Source organism: Streptomyces tardus (assembly GCF_018101125.2).
Classification (GTDB): Bacteria; Actinomycetota; Actinomycetes; order Streptomycetales; family Streptomycetaceae; genus Streptomyces; species Streptomyces tardus.
The window spans coordinates 628,949-647,549 of record NZ_JAELVF020000004.1; the positions used below are offsets into that span (position 1 = coordinate 628,949).

At 72.3% G+C, this 18,601-nt stretch carries 11 protein-coding genes; 7 read left to right on the plus strand and 4 right to left on the minus strand.

Annotated features, from left to right (window positions below; all coding sequences use genetic code 11):
- Nucleotides 1-580 precede the first annotated feature (580 nt).
- Nucleotides 581-3,562, plus strand: a complete 2,982-nt coding sequence (locus JGS22_RS25260; RefSeq protein ID WP_211040405.1) for a helix-turn-helix transcriptional regulator — start codon at nucleotides 581-583, stop codon at nucleotides 3,560-3,562.
- On the opposite strand, the gene rfbB is transcribed toward JGS22_RS25260, so the two are convergent.
- From rfbB to JGS22_RS25280, 4 genes are all read right to left on the minus strand, one after another.
- Nucleotides 3,519-4,487, minus strand: coding sequence for a dTDP-glucose 4,6-dehydratase (gene rfbB / locus JGS22_RS25265; protein ID WP_211040404.1), 969 nt, complete (start codon nucleotides 4,485-4,487; stop codon nucleotides 3,519-3,521). The genes JGS22_RS25260 and rfbB overlap by 44 nt on opposite strands.
- Complete coding sequence (locus JGS22_RS25270) at nucleotides 4,484-5,548, minus strand: glucose-1-phosphate thymidylyltransferase (RefSeq protein WP_211040403.1); 1,065 nt, start codon at nucleotides 5,546-5,548, stop codon at nucleotides 4,484-4,486. Before JGS22_RS25270 ends, rfbB begins: the two co-directional genes overlap by 4 nt.
- Before the next feature lie 286 nt (nucleotides 5,549-5,834).
- Complete coding sequence (locus tag JGS22_RS25275; RefSeq protein WP_236074342.1) at nucleotides 5,835-7,106, minus strand: cytochrome P450; 1,272 nt, start codon at nucleotides 7,104-7,106, stop codon at nucleotides 5,835-5,837.
- Nucleotides 7,103-8,404: a glycosyltransferase gene (locus JGS22_RS25280; protein WP_211040424.1), complete on the minus strand. Its 1,302-nt coding sequence runs from the start codon at nucleotides 8,402-8,404 to the stop codon at nucleotides 7,103-7,105. Before JGS22_RS25280 ends, JGS22_RS25275 begins: the two co-directional genes overlap by 4 nt.
- 373 nt (nucleotides 8,405-8,777) lie before the next feature.
- Here JGS22_RS25280 and JGS22_RS25285 point away from each other — a divergent pair, with 373 nt between their 5' ends.
- The 6 genes from JGS22_RS25285 (at nucleotide 8,778) to JGS22_RS25310 (ending at nucleotide 18,537) form a co-directional block, all read left to right on the plus strand.
- Entirely contained in the window at nucleotides 8,778-10,289 is a 1,512-nt protein-coding gene (locus JGS22_RS25285; protein WP_211040402.1) for a flavin monoamine oxidase family protein, read from the plus strand.
- The gene (locus tag JGS22_RS25290; protein WP_216815165.1) at nucleotides 10,286-13,651 is read left to right on the plus strand and encodes a ferritin-like domain-containing protein; all 3,366 of its coding nucleotides are present in this window, start codon (nucleotides 10,286-10,288) and stop codon (nucleotides 13,649-13,651) included. Before JGS22_RS25285 ends, JGS22_RS25290 begins: the two co-directional genes overlap by 4 nt.
- 83 nt (nucleotides 13,652-13,734) lie before the next feature.
- Nucleotides 13,735-15,003, plus strand: a complete 1,269-nt coding sequence (locus JGS22_RS25295) for a cytochrome P450 (RefSeq protein WP_216815166.1) — start codon at nucleotides 13,735-13,737, stop codon at nucleotides 15,001-15,003.
- Between the two features lie 91 nt (nucleotides 15,004-15,094).
- Nucleotides 15,095-15,928, plus strand: coding sequence for a class I SAM-dependent methyltransferase (locus JGS22_RS25300; protein ID WP_211042949.1), 834 nt, complete (start codon nucleotides 15,095-15,097; stop codon nucleotides 15,926-15,928).
- Between the two features lie 133 nt (nucleotides 15,929-16,061).
- Complete coding sequence (locus JGS22_RS25305) at nucleotides 16,062-17,546, plus strand: NDP-hexose 2,3-dehydratase family protein (protein WP_211042947.1); 1,485 nt, start codon at nucleotides 16,062-16,064, stop codon at nucleotides 17,544-17,546.
- A gap of 1 nt (nucleotide 17,547) precedes the next feature.
- A complete protein-coding gene (locus JGS22_RS25310; RefSeq protein ID WP_211042945.1) occupies nucleotides 17,548-18,537 on the plus strand; it encodes an NAD-dependent epimerase/dehydratase family protein in 990 nt (329 codons plus the stop codon).
- Nucleotides 18,538-18,601: the final 64 nt, after the last annotated feature.

Genomic DNA, 18,601 nt, shown 5'->3' on the forward strand with positions numbered 1-18,601 from the left:
GAACGGAGAGCCGGGCCACAGCCGAACCGCGGCTGCTCTGCCCGAGCGGGCGCACCTTCCAGGACACGCCACCCAGTTGTCCGCAACCGCCAGTGGAAGCAGACCACTTACACCCTGCACGCCGCTTCCACCCTTCACACCGCCTCCTCCGGTTCCAGCGTCCGCACCGCTCTCGGCGCAGCTCCGGACCGCAGGTGCCCGCACCCCCGTCCGTCGTCCGGCGCCCACTACCGACCGTCCGGTGCTGCTCGTTCCCGCCGAGTCGGGGCCACCACCCCCGGAGCCGGAGACCGGGCCCTCGCCACCCGGCTCGCCGCGGCAGCCCCACCGCCGCGGCGCGCACGGCTGACCGTCCCGGTCACCGGCGCCGTTCGCGCAGCCCGTACGCGGTTGCCCGAACACCCGCCGCGTCCGCCCGACCAGCGGGCGAAGAACGTTCCAGTACCACCCCCACGATTCGTTGATACGGAGCGATATGGGCCCCCTCGTACAGCCCTTGAAACGGCTTCACGGCCGCGAACCGCAGCTCGCACAGATCCAGGCCGCCATTCGGGGAGTGACCACCTCCCGGCGGAGCAAAGTGCTTCTGACCGAGGCGCCGGTGGGCGCGGGCAAGACCCGTCTGCTGCGGGAGGCCGTCGCGATGGCCAGAGCCGAGGGGTTCGCCGTCGGCGGCTCCGAAGCGGGCCCGGTTGCGTCCCGGCCGGTCGGGGAGCCGCACGGAACCGGCTGGTTCGCTCCCGAGAGCGGCGCTCCCGGCCAGGACTCCGGCTCGCTCCCGGTACAGGTGTCGTTCGCCATCGAGGCCGCCAGGGCCGGTCTGCGCAACGACTCCGAGCACCCCACCGTGGTCGTCCTGGACGATCTCGACGTCGTCTCGCTCCCCGTCCTGGACAAGCTCTGCGACCTCGTGGTGGCACGCGGCGGCCGACCCATCCTCTGGCTGCTCGCCTTCACCCGGAACCGCGACAGCACCACCGGCCTCGCCGGAGCCGCCGTGGACCCGAGCTCCCCGACCTCCAAATCGGCCAAGGCGGCCCACGACCGGCTGCGCGGCCGGATAGCCGCCGAACAACTGACCGCGCTGGACCCGCTGAACGGCGAGGCACTCGCACAACTGGTCGCCGACGACGCCGGGGGCGCACCCGACGAGGCGCTGCTGGGCCTGGCCGAGAGCGTCAACGCCACCCCGCGCGCGGTGCGCGAACTCGTCCGCGGCCTCGTCGAGGACGGCGACGTACAGGTCTTCGAGGGTGCCGCCCGTTTAGCGGCAGCCACCGCCGACCGCGTCTCCACTGGAGCCGGTCTGCCCGCGCCCGTGCCCGCGCGGTTCAGCGCCGCGATCCACCAGGAGCTGCGCACCCTCAGCGATCCGACCGTCAAGGCGCTGCGGCTGGCGGCGATACTCGGCTCGCCGTTCTCCCCGGGAGATCTGTCCGCGATGCTCTCCGAGGGGCCGGTGGGTCTGCTCGTCGCGGTCGACGAGGCCGTGGCCCACGGCCTCCTGGTGTGCGGGGAGCACGACCTCGCCTTCAGCAGCGAGCCGATCTGGCGGGTGCTGCTGGACTCCGTGCCGCTTCCGGTCTGCGCGCTGCTGCGTCGTCAGGTGGCGGAATCGCTCCTGTCCCGGCCGGACGGCACCGAGCGTGCGGCGCTCCAGCTGATCCACGTCGCCCAGCCCGGTGACACGGAGACCCTGCGGACCATCGCCGAGGGCGCCCGCCGCATGGTCACCGGCGACCCCTCGACCGCCGCGGCGCTCGCCGTGCACTGCATGGAGCTGGTGTCGGTCGAACACCCCGACCGCACGCGGCTGGCCAGGACCGGAGTCGAGGCGTACACCAGGGCGGGCGAGCTGGACCGGGCGATCGCCCTGGCCAGGGCGGCGATCGAGGAGGCCGAACTGCTGCCGGCACGGTGCTCGGAGGCACTGACGGCGGACCTGGTGGCCCTGCGGGCCTCGATGTCGACGGCGCTGCTGCTGCTCGGGGACAGCGGCCCGGCGCGGGCCGCCGCCGCGGGCGCGCTGGACGGCTGTGGCCAGCACGACGCGGTGGTCACCTACCTCGCGGCCGGCTACCTCACGGGCCACAGCGGCGTCGCCCAGCAGACCTGGCGCATCCTCAGCTCACCCGAGGACCACGAAGCCCCGGTACTCGTCGGCGCGATGACGTTCTACGCCTTCGGGCAGTGGCGCCAGGGCCAGGTGCGGGAAGCGGTGCACACCCTGACCGACGCCTGCGCACTGGACTGCGGCGACCAGGGCGCCCCGATACTCGACCCCAACTGGTTCCTCGCGCTGGCACTGACCAGGACCGACGAGTTCGAGCAGGCCGAGGCCGTCATCCAGCGCTGCGAACGCACCACTCCGGCCGGTGACGGGACGCTCGCCGCCGGCGTGCCGGCGGTGCTCAGGGCCTCGCTGAGGCTGGCGCAGGGCCGGTTGGACGAGGCGGCGCAGGCCGCGCAGTCGGTGGTCGCCGACCACGGAGCACAGGTGCCGATGCTCGCGCCGCAGGCGTGGCTGGTGCTCGCCGCGGTCGCCCTGCGCACCGGTGAACTCGCCCAGGCCGAGGAGCACTTGAGGACCCTGGCGGACTTCTATCCGCAGGACGCCTCCAGCCCCTGGTGGTCCACCCGCCTGATGCTGGCCGCCCAGCTCGCCGAGGCCCGGGAGGACAGCCGCTCCGCAGCCGACATGCTCGCCGAGATCGCCAAGCACCCCGAGCCCCTGCGCGAGTTGGTGCTGGAGGACTCGACCGCCGCCGCCTTCTGCGTACGGATCGCCCGCGCTGCCGACCGGCCGGAGCTGGCGCACACCGTACTGGCCGCCACACAGCGGCTCAGCTCCGTCAACGTCGATGTGCCGGCGATCGTCGCCGCCTCGGTCCACGCCGGAGCACTCGCCGCCGAGGACCGGGCCGCCCTCGCCGAGGCCGCCGAGCTGCACCGCAACCCCTGGGCGCGCGCGGCAGCCGCCGAGGACCTCGCCTGCCTGCTGCTGGAGCGCGCCCGCACCGCCGACAACGACCGTGAAGCGGTGGCGTCGGAAGCGGTGGGCGCGGTGGGCGAGTTCGACGAGGCGGGGGTGAGGCAGCTGCCGGCTGCCCGCGACGGGGAGCAGCACCACAGCGCCGAGGAGAAGCGCACCGAGGAGGCGGCGATCGGCGAACTGGACCGCGCCATGGCCGCGTACGCCGCGCTCGGCGGTGAGCGCGACGCCGCCCGGGTACGCGCCAGGCTGCGCAGCCTGGGAGTGCGCCGCCGCCACTGGACCCATGTCAAACGCCCGGTGTCCGGCTGGGAGAGCCTGACCAAGACCGAGCGCAAGGTGGCGGAGCTGGTGGCCGAGGGCCTCACCAACCGTCAGGCGGCGCGCCGTCTGTTCGTCTCGCCGCACACGGTCGGCTTCCACCTGCGGCAGATCTACCGCAAGCTCGGCATCCAGTCCCGTACGGCGCTGGTCCGGTCCAGGGCGGAGCTGGAGCCCCGGACCGAAGCAGCACCGCCGAGGAAGGTCATTGCGAGCGCTTCAGCAGCGGTTCCCACCAGTCGCGGTTAGCGGTGTACCACGCGACCGTCTCGGCCAGGCCCTCGGCGAAACCGACCCGAGGGCGGTAGCCGAGCGCGCGCAGCCTGCTGTCGTCCAGGGAGTAGCGGCGGTCGTGGCCCTTTCGGTCGGTGACGCGCTCCACCCGCTCCCAGGTCGATCCGGTCGCCGCAAGCAGGCGCTCGGTGAGCTCCAGATTGGTCAACTCGGCGGTTCCGGCGATGTGGTGGACCTCGCCGGGCTCACCGAGTTCGGCCGTCAGCCGGATGGCCCGGCAGTGGTCGTCGACGTGGATCCAGTCGCGCACATTGCCCCCGTCGCCGTAGAGCGGCACCTTCCGACCGTCGGTGAGCCGGGTGACGAAGAGCGGGATGACCTTCTCCGGGTACTGGTGCGGCCCGTAGTTGTTGCCGCAGCGGGTCAGCAGCACCGGCAGCCCGTGGGTGCGCGCGTAGGAGAGCGCCAACACGTCGCCGCCCGCCTTGGACGCCGCGTACGGCGAGTTGGGGCTGAGCGGAGCGCTCTCGTCCCAGGAACCGGTCTCGATGCTGCCGTACACCTCGTCGGTGGAGACGTGGACGATCCGCGGGGTGCCCGCGGCCAGGCACGCCTCCATCAGGGTCTGCACCCCCAGGACGTTGCTGTGCACGAAGTCCGCGGCGCCCTCGATGGAGCGGTCGACGTGCGACTCGGCGGCGAAGTTGACCACCAGATCGTGTCCGGGAACGACCGTGCGCAGCAGTTCGGCGTCGCACAGATCGCCGTGGACGAAGGTGTAACCCCCCTCCACGGACTGGAGGTTGGCGAGGTTGCCGGCATAGGTCAGCCTGTCCAGCACGGTGACCCGCGCGGCGGGGTCCCGGTCCGCGCCGGAGAGCAGTGAGCGCACGAAGTGTGAGCCGATGAACCCGGCGCCGCCGGTGACCAGGATCCTCACGAGGTCACCTGCATCGTGCTGTGGTCGCCCAGTACGAGCCGGTGCGCGCGCAGCGCCCCGGCCGAGGCGGTGACGTCCACCTCGCGGCCGATCAGCGAGCGCTCCACCCGCCGTACGCCGGTCATCGACGCCCCGCGCAGCACGATCGAGTACTCCACCTCGCTGTCGACGATCGAGCAGTTGCGGTCGATGGAGGTGAACGGCCCGATGTAGGAGTCGCGGATGTGCGTGCCGGAGGCGATGACGGCCGGCCCGACGATGCGCGATCCGGTGACGGTGGCGCCCTCCTCGACGACCACGCGCCCGACCAGTTCACTGGAGTCGACCCGGCCCTCGCAGCGCCCGGGCACGCTGTCCAGCACCAGGCGGTTGACCTCCAGCATGTCCGCCACGTTCCCGGTGTCCTTCCAGTAGCCGGACACCTGGGTCGCCTCGACCCGGCAGCCCGAGTCGATCAGCTCCTGGATGGCGTCGGTGATCTCCAACTCGCCGCGCCAGGACGGCTTGAGCTCGGCGACCGCCTCGTGCACCCGGGAGGTGAAGAGATAGACGCCGACCAGGGCGAGGTCGCTCCTGGGGTGCTCGGGCTTCTCCTCCAGGCCGATCACCGCCCCCCGGTCGTCGAGCTCGACGACGCCGAAGGCGCGCGGGTCGGAGACCTGGGTGAGCATGATCTGCGCGTCGGGCCTGCGCTCGCGGAAGCGCTGCACGAGGTCGCTGACGCCGCCGACGATGAAGTTGTCGCCGAGGTACATCACGAAGTCGTCCTCGCCCAGGTAGTCGCGGGCGATGTGGACCGCGTGCGCGAGGCCCAGCGGCGCCTCCTGCGGGAGGTAGGTGACGTCGAGGCCGAACTGCGAGCCGTCGCCGACCGCGGCCTCGATCTCCGACGCCGTCTCACCGACGACGACGCCCACCTCCCGGATGCCCGCCTGCGCGATCGACTCCAACCCGTAGAAGAGCACGGGCTTGTTGGCGACGGGGACCAGCTGCTTCGCGGAGGTGTGGGTGATCGGCCGCAGCCTTGAGCCGGACCCGCCGGCGAGTACGAGAGCCTTCATCTGCGCCCCTGGAGGTCGAAGGAAGCTGCCCGTACGGAGTGTCCGGCCGGGAGCGAGGGGGATCCGCCGGTGATGACCGTGGAGCGTGGTGCGGCGGAGCTGTGTGCGTGCGGTGGGGAGGGCAACGAGCGAGGGGTGGCGCGGCCGGGGAACGGCGACGGCGCGGGGCTGCCGCTCACAGGTTCGGGAAGCGCCGTGCGCGAGGACCGAAGCGCCCCGGCGCCTCCCCGGAGCCGCCTGGGCGTCCGGGGAGGCGGGGGAGCGGCGGGGTGGTGCGGCCGGTGGATCAGCCGAGCGTCGCGGGCAGCACCGCCATGCGGCGGATCATCCACTCCGACTCCCACTGGACCGAACCCTCGTCCGTCAGACGGGCGTTGGGGAAGCGGCGCAGGAAGCCGCTCAGCGCGATCTGCGCCTCGAGCCGGGCCAGCGAGGCACCGATGCAGTAGTGCATGCCGAGGCCGAAGGTCAGATGGCCCTGGCCGCCGCGGGCCGGATCGAAGCAGTCCGCGCCCTCGTCCTCGTCCCGGTTGGCGGCGGCCAGATTGACCTGCACCGGCTCGCCCTTGGGAATGAGGTAGCCGCCCAGAACGACGTCCTCCAGCGGGAAGCGCCAGGTCGGGTGCGGGAACGGCGGGTGCACCCGCAGCGTCTCCTCCACCCAGGCGTTGATCTCGGCGTCGGTCTTCGGCCGCTCCTCGACGGGGCGGCGGATCGCCTCGTAGATCGAGGCCGAGATGAGGCTGCCGGTGGTCTCGTACCCGGTGATGATCATCGCCAGCGCCCAGACGACGACCTCGCCCTCGGTCACCTTGGCTTCCGGGCCGTCGGAGGCGGCCAACAGGCCGGTGATGACGCCCTCCTCCAGCGGCTCGGGGTTGTGCACCCAGCCCTCGACGGCCTCGTAGAGCGCGCGGACGGAGGCGGTGCGCGCCGGATAGTCCGAGGAGTAGAGGATGACGTCGGTGATGTCGCGCAGCTGCTTGCGCGCCTCGGGCGGCAGGCCGAGCATCTCGGAGATGAACGCCAGCGGGATGTGGTGGGTGTAGTCGGTCACCACGTTGACCTCGGCGGAATCCCCGGTGGCGGACGCCTCCAGGATGTCCAGGAAGCCGTCGACCTTCTCGCCGACCCGCTCGCCCCACCTCTCGGTGTTGCGGGGGCTCAGCACACCGGAGTGCAGGCGGCGGATACGGGCGTGGTGCTCGCCGTCGCTCATGATCATGGTGCGGGCGTACTCGGGGTCGGGCTGCGAACCGAGCATCAGCCCCGGCTTGCGCATCCACTCCGGTACGAGGGTGATGTCCTTGGCGAGCATGGGGTGGGTCAGCGCCTCACGGACGAGCTTCTCCTCGCAGACCACCCACGCCTGCTTGTCCAGGTAGGGGATCCTGATGACCGGTGCCACCTTGGCGGCGACCAGAAGCGCCGGCATGACGTCGAAGGGGCCCGGGTCCACCGGCATGTCGGTGATCGGAGGCTCCATCGGATCCGTCGCCCCCGAGTGGTCGACGGGGCAGCCCGAGGCCTGCTTCTCGGTCGGGGTCCTGGCGTTCAATGTGTGACACCTCCGGTGGGAATCTGGCCCTGTGAATCGGCCATTGACTCGATGAGATCGGCGGCCCTGCGCGGGGCGTCGCTGTTGCGGAACTCCTGCGCCAGCTCCTGGGCGCGGCGGCGGTAGCTTTCGTCGGTCAGCACGGTCCGTACGGCCTTGTTCAGGCTCTCCTCGGACACAGCGGCCTTCTTCACCACGACCCCGACGCCGGCCCACTGCGCGCGCGCCGCGACGTCGGGCTTCTCCTCGGAGCTGGGGGTCACCACGAGCGGAACGCCGTGGGCCAGTGCGGCGTTGACGCCGTTGTAGCCGCCGTTGGTGAGCAACACGTCCACGTGCGGCAGCAGGTGGTGGTAGGGGACGAAGCGCTCCAGGCGGACGTTGTCCGGCAGCGGGCTCAGCTTGTCCACGTCCAGATCGGTTCCGGTGGTGACGACGACCAGCGCGTCCTGGTCGGCGAGCGCCCGCACGGCCGAGGCCAGCAGCCACTCCACGTCGTTGGCGGTGGTGCCCTGGGTGATGAGGACGACCGGGCGGTCCTCCTCCAACTCCCCCCACCACGCGGGCGGTTCGAACTCCTCCGGCGGCAGGCCGATCAGCCCGCCCACGAAGTGGGTCCCGGGGTGCAGATCGCTGCGCGGGTACTCGAAGGAGGGGACGGTACCGACCAGATAGAGCGCCGGCGGACGTGCGATGTTCTCCATGGCGCTGGTGCCGAGTCTGGGCAGACCCACCGAATCACGGGTGAGATCGGCCTCCCTGCGCATGTCCCGCATCGCGATCCGGTCGCTGACGAAGGTCATCAGGGCGTTGCGCAGCCGGCCCAGCGGCGTCGAACTCGGCGGCACCCCGCGGCCGATGGGGGCGGTGTCCCGACTGCCCAGGATGTAGATGGAGTTGGCCAGCCAGCCCAGCGGCAAGCCGGAGCGCTCGCTGGCGAACGCGGCGCCGTAGCACATGTCGTCGCCCAGGATGCAGTCCGCGGGGAAGCGCTCCAGGATCGCCAACAGTTCCTCCATCTGGGCCGGAGCCGTGCGGTAGAAGATGTCCCGCACACCGATCTTGAAGTTCTTCAACCCGCTCAGGCCGGCGTGGCTGGGGAAGGCCTCCTCACGGCTCCTGCCGCCGAAGTCCAACTCCTCGCTCATCGGCTCGAAGCCGGCGCCGGTCTGCTCCACCTGCCGCCGGAAGGCCCGGCCGGTGTACCAGCGCACCTCGTGACCGCGACGGGTCAGCTCGTGCGCCACCTCCAGCATGCTGACGACGTGTCCCTGTGCCGGTGTGGTCGCGATCAACACTCGCGTCAACGTCGCCTCCGTCGGGTCCGTGGGTCACCTTCACCGTGCCGGTTCGGCAGCGGCGCCCTGCGGGGGCGCGTCCGTCCGGCCTCGGCCGCCAGCATCACCCCCGAACAGGTGCTACCGGCGCGTCCGCGGAAAATCCCGCACGATCGCGCAGGGTGGGGCCGTTCGATTGCCCGGTGTGCAGGTTCGAGGGGTCGGTCAAACCATGCGTCCGCGGGCCCGCTGGGGGATATGGGAGCGCTCTCCCCGCGAAACCATGACGACCAGGCATTCCCGGCAGCGCCCGAACCGTCGCAGGCCCAGATGGGCTCCGCCGGCACCCAGGACATGCTCCCGGCCTTAGGACACCGCGTACTGGAGGACACCTGTGACGGCATCCCTGCAGGAGATCGACGGGCTGAACAGCGCGTTCGACGGCCCGAAGCGGGTCACCGTCGTCGGCGCCGGTGTCGCCGGACTTGTCGCGGCCTACGAGCTGGAGCGCCTCGGCCACCAGGTGGAGGTGATCGAGGGCAGCCACGACATCGGTGGCAGGGTGCACACCCACCGCTTCTCCCACCGCGGACGCAGCGGTCCGGCCGCGGAACTCGGCGCGATGCGCATCCCCGCCGGCCACCGGCTGACCATGCACTACATCGCCGAGCTCGGCCTGCAGAACCAGGTGCGCGAGTTCCGCACCCTCTTCTCCGACGACGCGGCCTATCTGCCGAGTTCGGACGGGTACCTGCGCGTGCGGGACGCCCACAAGCCGCTGATCGAGGAGTTCGCGGCCGGGCTGCCCCGCCGCGACTACGGCGAGCGCACCCTGCTCTTCGGCGCGTGGCTGGACGCCAGCATCCGCGCCATCGCACCGCGCCAGTTCTACGCCGAACTCCGGCACGAGATCGGTGTGGAGCTGCTCAACCTGATCGACCACATCGACCTGGAGCCCTACCTCTCCGGCGGCGCCGGCAACCGGATCGATCTGCACGCCTTCTTCGCCGACCACCCGCAGGTGCGCTCGTTCTGCCCGCCGCGCCTGGAGCGCTTCCTGGACGACGTGCTGGACGAGTCCTCCTCCACGATCGTGCGGCTGGGCAACGGCATGGACGCGCTGCCCCGTCGCCTGGCCTCCCGCATCCGGGGAAATGTGATGACCGGCCAGGAGGTCGTCGGCATCGACGTCGGCGAGGACGGTGTCGACCTGCGCATCCGCCGGGGCATCAGGACCGTGGTGCGCAAATGCGACTACGTCGTGTGCACCGTGCCGTTCTCCGTGCTCAGGGGAATGCGGCTGACCGGCTTCGACCAGGAGAAGCTGGACATCGTCAACGAGACGAAGTACTGGCCGGGCACGAAGATCGCCTTCCACTGCCGCGAGCCGTTCTGGGAGAAGGACGGCATCACCGGCGGCGCCTCGTTCACCGGCGGCCACGTGCGGCAGACGTACTACCCGCCGGTGGAGAGCGAGCCGGAGCAGGGCGCCGTACTGCTGGCCAGCTACACCCTCGGCCCGGACGCCGACGCACTCAGCGAGCTCAGCGACACCGAGCGGGACGCGCTGATCGTCAAGGAACTGAGCGTCATGCACCCGGAGTTGCGCCGCCCCGGCATGGTGCTGGCGATCAGCGGCCGGGCCTGGGGCACGCACCGCTGGTCGCGCGGCGCGGCCACCGTGCGCTGGCGGCAGGAGGCGTCGCTGCGCGAAGCAGAGCAGCGCGAGGCCGCCCGGCCGCAGCGCGGGCTCTTCTTCGCCGGCGAGCACTGCTCCTCCAAGCCCGCCTGGATCGAGGGCGCCATCGAGTCGGCCATCGACGTGGCGCACCAGATCGAGTGGTACGAGCCGCGCACCAGCCGAGTGTTCGCCATGCGGGCGACGGGAACGGAGAAGCGCCCGTGAGCCTCTTCGACCTGCCGCGGCTGCACTTCCGCGGGACGGCGACGACGCATCTGCCCACCGGTCTCCGCAGCGGCCTCGTCGACCTCGCGACGAACACCGCTCTGACCGAGGACGGACAGCCCTTCCCCGCCGACCGGCCCCCGACCGAGTACCACGACCACCTCGACCGCATCGGAGCGCGCTACGACGCCACCGGACGCCCCGCTCCCGAGGGCGGGTTCAACGCGGCCAAGGGCGAGGACTTCGCCGGCAACGGCCACTTCGCCGTCGACGCCCGTATCGCGGCGGTCGAGGGCAGTGCGGGCGCGCTCGACACCGAGGACGCCGCCGTCGGCCGCGCGGTCGACATGTGGGGGCACTACAACGAGTACCTGGCCACCACCGTGAACCGGGCGCGGGTCTTCGACCTCGACCCCGCGTCCCCCTGGACCACCACGCTGATGGTCGGACAGTTCTCCTTCGGCCGCTCCGGCCGCTCGCACGACGTCGGCTACATGGCCGGCGGCGCCGTACGCGGCTTCCACCCGCCGCGCTGGCACCACACCGGACATGTGCGCACCGGTCCGCAGAGCGAGGGGCACTGGCTCGCCGACAGGCTGAACCGTTCGGTGGTCCACCAATTCGTGGTCGACCGCGAGGACGAACTGCGCTGGCTCCAGGAGGCCGACGCCTCCCCGGTGGTGGCCCGGCTGCGCGACCTCGTCGAGGGCGGCGAGGCGGACGGACTGGTCGTCCAGTTCGCCCTCAGCCACCTCGCCGCCCCGCGGGTGCCCGACACGCCGGGCCGCTGGCAGCTGCGCGGCACGATCGCGCCCTGGCACCGGAGCGAACCGCGCACCCACCCCGCGGGCCGGCTCCTGGTCCCGGGGCGCCGCGAGCAGCGGCCCGCCGGCGGACCGCACAACCTCACCGTCGAGGTGACCGACGACCTGGTCACCCTGAACATGGTCACCGCGCTGCCCACCGAGCCGCTGCCGGCGGCTGCCCCGCCCGCTCCCGGCGCGCAGCCCGCACCCGCTCCCGTACCCGCGCGGGTCGACCTCGGCGACCTCGAACTGCGCACCGCGGGCGGCGAGTTGGTCGCCCGCATCCCCCGGGCGGCGTACCTGGGGCAGGAGTACGACCGCGCGTCAGGCGTCGTGTCGGTGCCCGCCCTGCTTCCGGGCGCCGCCGTCGCCGACCAGGCTCTCTGCCTGGTCGGCGACGGCCCGCAGGGCCCGGTGACGCTGCTGCGCGAACGCGAGGTCAACCTCCAGGCCGACGAGGCCGCCCTCATCCTGGAACACCCCAGAGACCCCAGAGACCCCAGAGGCGTGGCCACCGACGCCGAGCACGACGTCGAGGTGGAGCTGCGGGCCTTCGTCCGCGGACGCCCCGCCCCGGTGAACGGGATCGCGGTGCGCCAGTTCTTCAACCCCCGCGCCCTGCCCCGCGATCCGGCCGCGCGCTCGGCCGCGGCGCGGAGCACCGATGTCGAGATCGTCCGGATGCGCGCCGGCGGCCGGGACACCGACGGCGACTGGGCCGACGGCTGCACCCTGGACACCGACCGGCAGGGTCGCGCTCTGTTCACCCTGCGCGGCGCGCGGGCCGGTACGTCGCGGCTGCTGTTCTCCGTCCGGGGCCAGCAGCTGCCGTGCGACCCGGCAGCGGAGGGATCGGCGCGACTGGCCTTCGACCACGACGACGCGCTCGGCTACTGGTCGGGCGCGGGCCACCTCTCGCTGCGGGTTCTGCCCGACGACTGGCACCTGGACGGAATCGGCCCCGAGCAGGCCGACTTCGGCCTGGTCTACCGCGAGGTCTTCGCGTACTACGAGCACCTCTACTCGTTCATGAAGGCCGAGGTCTTCAGCCTCGCGGACCGCTGCAAGGTGGAGACCTACGCCAAGCTCATCTGGCAGATGTGCGACCCGCGCAACAAGGCCACCACGTACTACATGCCGCCCACGCGCGACCTGTCGGCGCCCAAGTCCCGGTTGCTGCTCGCCTTCCTGCGGGCCCAGCAGGCGCCCGAGGAGCTGCTGACCACCGAGCCCGCGACCCAGCCGGCCGCCGAACGGATCACCACCCGCGAGCAGTTGGTGCGGGTGCTGCGCGAGGCCGCCGCCATCGAGCTGGCAGTGATGGTCCAGTACCTCTACGCCGCCTACTCGGTGCCCACCCACGGCGCGGGCGCGGAGTACGTCCGCAGGGGGATCTGGACGCCCGAACAGCTGCGGCTGGCCTGCGGCGACGGCGGCGAGACCCTCGACGAGGGCGTACGCAGCATGCTGATGGGCATCGCCCGGGAGGAGATGATCCACTTTCTCCTGGTCAACAACATCCTGACCGCCGTGGGGGAGCCCTTCCACATCCCCCGGATCGACTTCGGCACCGTCAACGGGGAGATTCCGGTCCCGCTGGACTTCTGCCTGGAGCGCCTGGGGCCGGGGAGCGTCGAGCGGTTCCTCCAGATCGAGCGCCCCGAGGAGCTGGTCGGGGACGTACGCCGCGGCGGGCCGGACGAGGGGCGTACCTCCGCCGCCGAGCCGGCTTCGGAGGGCGAACAGGGCGAGCGGCTGCGGTACGCCTCGCTCAGCGAGCTGTACGCGGAGATCCGGGAGGGGCTGCGGCGGGTGCCCGGCCTGTTCCTGGTCGAGCGGGGCCGGGGAGGCGGCGAACACCACCTCTTCCTGCGGGAGTCGGTCAACCGCGACCACCCCGACTACCAGCTCGAGGTCGACGACCTGTCCAGCGCGCTGTTCGCCATCGACGTCATCACCGAGCAGGGCGAGGGCGGCGTCCTCGGACCGCAGGACGAGGCGGCGCCCGAGCAGTCGCACTACGTCTCCTTCCTGCGCATCGCGGCGCTGCTGCGCGAGGCGAAGACCGAAGGACGGCTGCGCGAACCCTGGAACCCGGCGTACCCGGTCCTCCGCAACCCGACGCTGGAGCGCGGCAACCCGGCCAAGGAGACGGTGACCGACCCCGACGCCCGTGCGGTGATGGAGCTGTTCAACCGGGCGTACTTCATGGCGCTCCAACTGATGGTCCAGCACTTCGGCGAGCAGCCGGACGCCAGCCTGCGGCGGTCGGACCTGATGAACGGCGCGATCGACATGATGACCGGTCTGATGCGGCCACTGGCCGAACTGCTGGTGACCATGCCCTCCGGCCGCAGGGGCCGTACGGCAGGGCCCTCCTTCGAGCTGACGGAGGTGCCGGTACCCCTCGCCCGGCCCGACGTGGCACGCCGCAGCATCGCCGCGCGTTTGGACCAACTCGCCGCCGACTGCGCCAAGTTGCCCGTGGTGCCGGCCCGGGTCGGCGAGATGAGCGCCTTCTGGGCCGACCACTTCCGACGGGCGGCCGGCCCTTAGCGGCGCCTCGGCCCGGCGCCCCGGCCCGTCCGCCCCCACCAATCCGCCCGTCCACCCGAGACGTTGCCCGAAGGAGAGATCACATGCCACCACCCGGGACGCTGCCCCGGTTCGGCCTGAAGGGCTGGAGCGGCGAGGACCTCGCGAACCCGTACCCGGTCTACCGGCGCTACCTCGACAGTGCGCCGGTGCACCGCACGGAGTCGGAGCCGGGGCAGCCGGACACCTACTACCTCTTCGGCTACGACGAGTGCGTCCGGGTGCTCACCCACCGCCGGTTCGGCCGCGACGCCCGCGTCGCCTCCGGCAACCCCGAGGCGGCGCCCGTACCCGTGCCCGCGGAGTTCCGCGCGCTGCGCACCATCGTCGAGAACTGGCTGGTCTTCCTCGACCCGCCGAAGCACACCCGGCTGCGTTCGCTCCTCAACCGCGAGTTCTCGCCCTCGGTCGTCGCCGGGCTGCGCCCGCGCATCGCCGAGATCGCCCAGTCGCTGCTGGAGCCGATCGCCCGCGCCCGCGGGCCGGTCGACTTCGTGGAGAGCTTCGCCGCGCCGCTGCCGATCCTGGTCGTCACCGAACTGCTGGGCATCGCCCGGGAGGACCGCGACTGGCTGCGCGACCGCGCGGTGGCGCTCCAGGAGGCCAGCTCCAGCCGGCTCGCCGAGGGCGGACGTGAGCGCGCCGAGTCCGCAGCCGCCGAGTTCGACCTCTACTTCCGCCGGGAGATCGGCCGCCGCCGCCAGTCCGAGAGCGACGACCTGCTCACACTGCTCGTAAGTGCCGGGGACGGCGGCGCCCCGGTGAGCGAGGAGGGGATCGTCGGGACCTGCGTCCACCTCCTGACCGCCGGGCACGAGACCACCACCAACTTCCTCGGCAAGGCCGTACTCGCGCTGCGCGCCCGACCCGGGGTGCGCGAGGCGCTCCTCGCCGACCGGGCTGCCACCGGCCCCGCCGTCGAGGAGATCCTGCGCTGGGACGCCCCGGTGCAGGCGGTGACCCGGTGGGTCTACGAGGACACCGTGCTCGGCGGCGTCGAGGTGCCGCGCGGCAGCCGTGTCGTGGCGATGCTCGGCTCGGCCAACCGCGACGCCTCGCGCTTCCCCGACCCCGACGCACTGGACATCACACGCCCCGCGGACCGGCATCTGACCTTCGGCCTGGGCGTCCACTACTGCCTGGGCGCCACCCTCGCCAGGGTCGAGGCCGAGATCGGACTGCGCGCGGTTCTCGAGGGCCTGCCGGGGCTCTGCGAAGGAACGGCAGAGGTCGAGTACGCCGACGACATGATCTTCCACGGCCCCTCCCGGCTGGTCCTGGACCCCAACGCCCCACCGGGGGCGGCCGGTTGATCCGGCCGCACCGCCGGTGACCGGCAACCGCCCCAGCACTCCCCGAGACAGCGCCACACCCCGGCCCGCGGGCCCACGAGAGGAACCGACCATGAGCCAGCAGTCCGACGCCCCGGCAGGGGCGGTCAGCGAGACCTACGACGTGTTCGCCGACGCGGGCGCGACCACCGCACTCGGCGGCAACATCCACGTGGGCTACTGGACGGACGAGACCCGGGACCTGACCCTGATCGAGGCCACCGACCGGCTCACCGACCTCGTCGCCGCCCGGACGGCACCGGCCGCGGGAGACCACCTGCTGGACGTGGGCTGCGGCAACGGCCACCCCGCGCTGCGCGTCGCCGAGGCGCACGACGTCCGGGTCACCGGCATCAACGTCAACGCCCAGCAGGTGGCGGGCGCCACGGACCTGGCCAAGAAGTCACCGGCTGCCGACCGGCTGGACTTCCGCCTCGCCGACGTGCGCGAACTGCCTTTCGAGGAGGGCGGGTTCGCCTCGGCGATGGCCATCGAGACCCTGCTCCACCTCGCCGACCAGACCCCCGCACTGCGGGAGCTGCACCGTGTCGTACGCCCCGGCGGCCGACTGGTGATCGCGGACCTGTGCCTGCGGGAGCCGTTCACCGGAGCCGATCGGGAGCTGCTGGAGGGAATGCTCGACGTCTACGAGATCGCCCGCATCAGCACCGTCGAGGAGCACCGCGAACAGCTGGAGGCCGCCGGCTGGGAGGTGCTGGAACTCACCGACATCGGCGAGCAGGTCCGGCCCAGCTTCGGGCACGCCGCCGAGGCGTTCCGCGGGCTGTCCGGGCAGTTGCCCGACCCGCAGGGAGCGGCCCAACTCGCTTCCGCCGCCGACCTGATGGAGACCTTCGGCGCCCATCCGCAGGCCGGCTATGCGCTGATCACCGCCAGGCGCCGCTGAGCCGACCGCCCGGGCGCCGGTCCCGCGCCCGGCGGCCACCGCGCGACGCCCCGCGCCACGGCCGACGGTCCGCCGCCGCTCCTCCCGCACCGCACCCCGTGCGGTCACCGAACCGCAGACAGGGAGCTTCCCGATGACACTCCGCCACAGTCCGCCGCCCGCAGAGCCGGACGCGCCGCCGCACGGCACGTCCCCCGTCGCCGTGCTCGAGGGCGGTGCCGCGACCCTGCGTCCGCGGCACCACCGCGAACTCGCCGCACGTCTGGCGCTGTCGGCGGCGACCACCGAGGGCGCGCACATGCGGACCGAGGACGTGCAGCCCTGGCTCGAGGAGCGGCGCGCGGCGGGCGACTTCCACGTGGACCGGATCGCCTTCGACGAACTGGACCAGTGGCGCTTCGAGGAGACCACCGGCAACGTCGTGCACCGCAGCGGACGCTTCTTCACCGTGGAGGGCATGGACGTCGTCGAGCGCGACGGCCCCTACGGCGACGGGCCGAGCCGGCGGTGGCAGCAGCCCGTCATCCGTCAGCCCGAGGTCGGCATCCTCGGCATTCTGGCGAAGGAGTTCGACGGGGTCCTGCACTTCCTGATGCAGGCCAAGATGGAGCCCGGCAACCCGAACGTCCTCCAGCTCTCCCCGACGGTGCAGGCCACCCGGAGCAACTACACCCGCGCCCACCGCGGCACCGACGTCAAGCTGATCGACCACTTCTTCCAGCCCGATCCCGACCGGGTCGTCGTCGACGTCCTCCAGTCCGAGCAGGGTTCCTGGTTCTACCGCAAGACCAACCGCAACATGTGCGTCGAGACCGTCGAGGAGGTCGAGGTCCCGGAGGACTACTGCTGGCTGACGCTCGGTCAGATCGCGGACCTCCTGCACGCGGACGAGACCGTCAACATGAACGCCAGGACCGTACTGTCCTGCCTGCCCACCGAGGACCCCGACGGGCGCGCGCTGCACTCCGACACCCAGCTGCTCTCGTGGTTCACCGGTGAGCGCTCCCGCCACGACATCCAGGTGCGACGGCTGCCGCTCGCCTCGGTCGAGGGGTGGAAGCAGGGCGCGGAGACGATCGAGCACGAGGAGGGGCGCTACTTCAGGGTCGTCGCCGTCGCGGTGCGCGGCAGCAACCGCGAGCGGGTCAGCTGGACGCAGCCGCTGATCGAGCCGGTGGGCCTCGGCGTCACCGCCTTCCTCACCCGGGAGATCGCCGGGGTGCGGCACGTACTGGTACGGGCCGTGGCCGAGGGCGGGTTCCTCGACACCGTCGAGTTCGCACCGACCGTGCAGGCCACGCCCGGCAACCACGCCCATCTGCCCGCTGCCGACCAACCACTCTTCCTGGACCACGTGTTGGACGCACCCGACTCGCGCGTCCTCTACCGGGCGGTGCACTCCGAGGAGGGCGGCCGGTTCCTCAACGCCCGCAGCCGCTATCTCGTCGTCGACGCGGGCGAGCATCCGGCAGCCCTCGACCCGCCCCCCGGCTTCCTGTGGGCCACCCCCGCACAGCTCAGCACCCTCACCGGCCACGGCCACTACGTCAACGTCGAAGCCCGCACCCTCCTGGCCTGCCTGCACGCGATGGCGGCCGGGACCCGAGGAAGGAAGTGACATGCCGCGCACACCCGGCCCCGCACCCCTGATCACCGTGCTCGGCGCCTCCGGTTTCGTCGGCTCGACCGTCCTGCGCGCACTGGCGCAGCGGCCGATCCGGCTGCGGGCGGTCGCCCGACGGCAGTGCGCCCTGCCCGAAGGTCCGGCCGAGTCGACCGCGGTCACCGCGGACCTGACCGACCGCGACGCCCTCGCCGGGGCCGTGGCGGGATCCGACGCCGTCGTCCATCTGCTGCTGGGCGAGGGCGGCTGGCGCGCCGCCGAGAACGATCCGGGCGTGGAACGGGTCAACGTCGGTGTCATGCGCGATCTGGTGCAGGTGCTGCGGCCCGCGCGGGCCGACGGCCGCCCGCCGCTGGTCGTCTGGGCCGGCGCCGCCTCACAGGTCGGCGTCCCGCCCAGGGAGCCGCTCGACGGCGAGGAGCCAGACCGTCCCGAAACCGCCTACGACAAGCAGAAGTTGGCCGCCGAGGAGCTGCTCAAGAAAGCGACCGCCGAGGGGCTGGTGCGCGGTGTCGCACTGCGACTGCCCACGATCTTCGGCGAGAGCGCCGGCGGCGGCGACCGCGGCGTCATCTCCGGAATGGCCCGGCGGGCGGTCGCCGACCAGACCCTGACCATGTGGCACGACGGCACCGTACGGCGCGACCTGGTGCACGTGGAGGACGTCGCGGCGGCGTTCCTCGCCGCCCTCGATCACCCGGAGGCGCTGATCGGCGGCCACCACCTCATCGGCGCCGGCCGAGGCGACCGACTCGGTGATGCCTTCCGGCTGATCGCCACCGCCGTCGCCGAGGAGACCGGCCGCCCGCCCGTCGCGGTGGAGGCGGTGGAGCCGCCCGGGCACGCCCCCGCGACGGACTTCGCCAGCGTGACGCTGGACTCCACGGCCTTCCGGACGGCGACCGGATGGCAGCCCCGGATCCCGCTCGACGAAGGAATCCGCCGCACCGTGCGTGCACTGGTGCGGCAGCAGGACCACCGGTGAGCGACCCGCAGCACCCCCTCGGACAGACCCCGCGCGGCCACGGCCGGCGCAGGGCCCCACGCGC

Bases quoted from the DNA above. Each gene is read 5' to 3' on its own strand.
- JGS22_RS25270 (WP_211040403.1), bottom strand. From the start codon at position 5,548: ATGAAGGCTCTCGTACTCGCCGGCGGGTCCGGCTCAAGGCTGCGGCCG.
- JGS22_RS25295 (WP_216815166.1), top strand. From the start codon at position 13,735: ATGCCACCACCCGGGACGCTGCCCCGGTTCGGCCTGAAGGGCTGGAGC.
- JGS22_RS25300 (WP_211042949.1), top strand. From the start codon at position 15,095: ATGAGCCAGCAGTCCGACGCCCCGGCAGGGGCGGTCAGCGAGACCTAC.
- JGS22_RS25305 (WP_211042947.1), top strand. From the start codon at position 16,062: ATGACACTCCGCCACAGTCCGCCGCCCGCAGAGCCGGACGCGCCGCCG.
- JGS22_RS25310 (WP_211042945.1), top strand. From the start codon at position 17,548: ATGCCGCGCACACCCGGCCCCGCACCCCTGATCACCGTGCTCGGCGCC.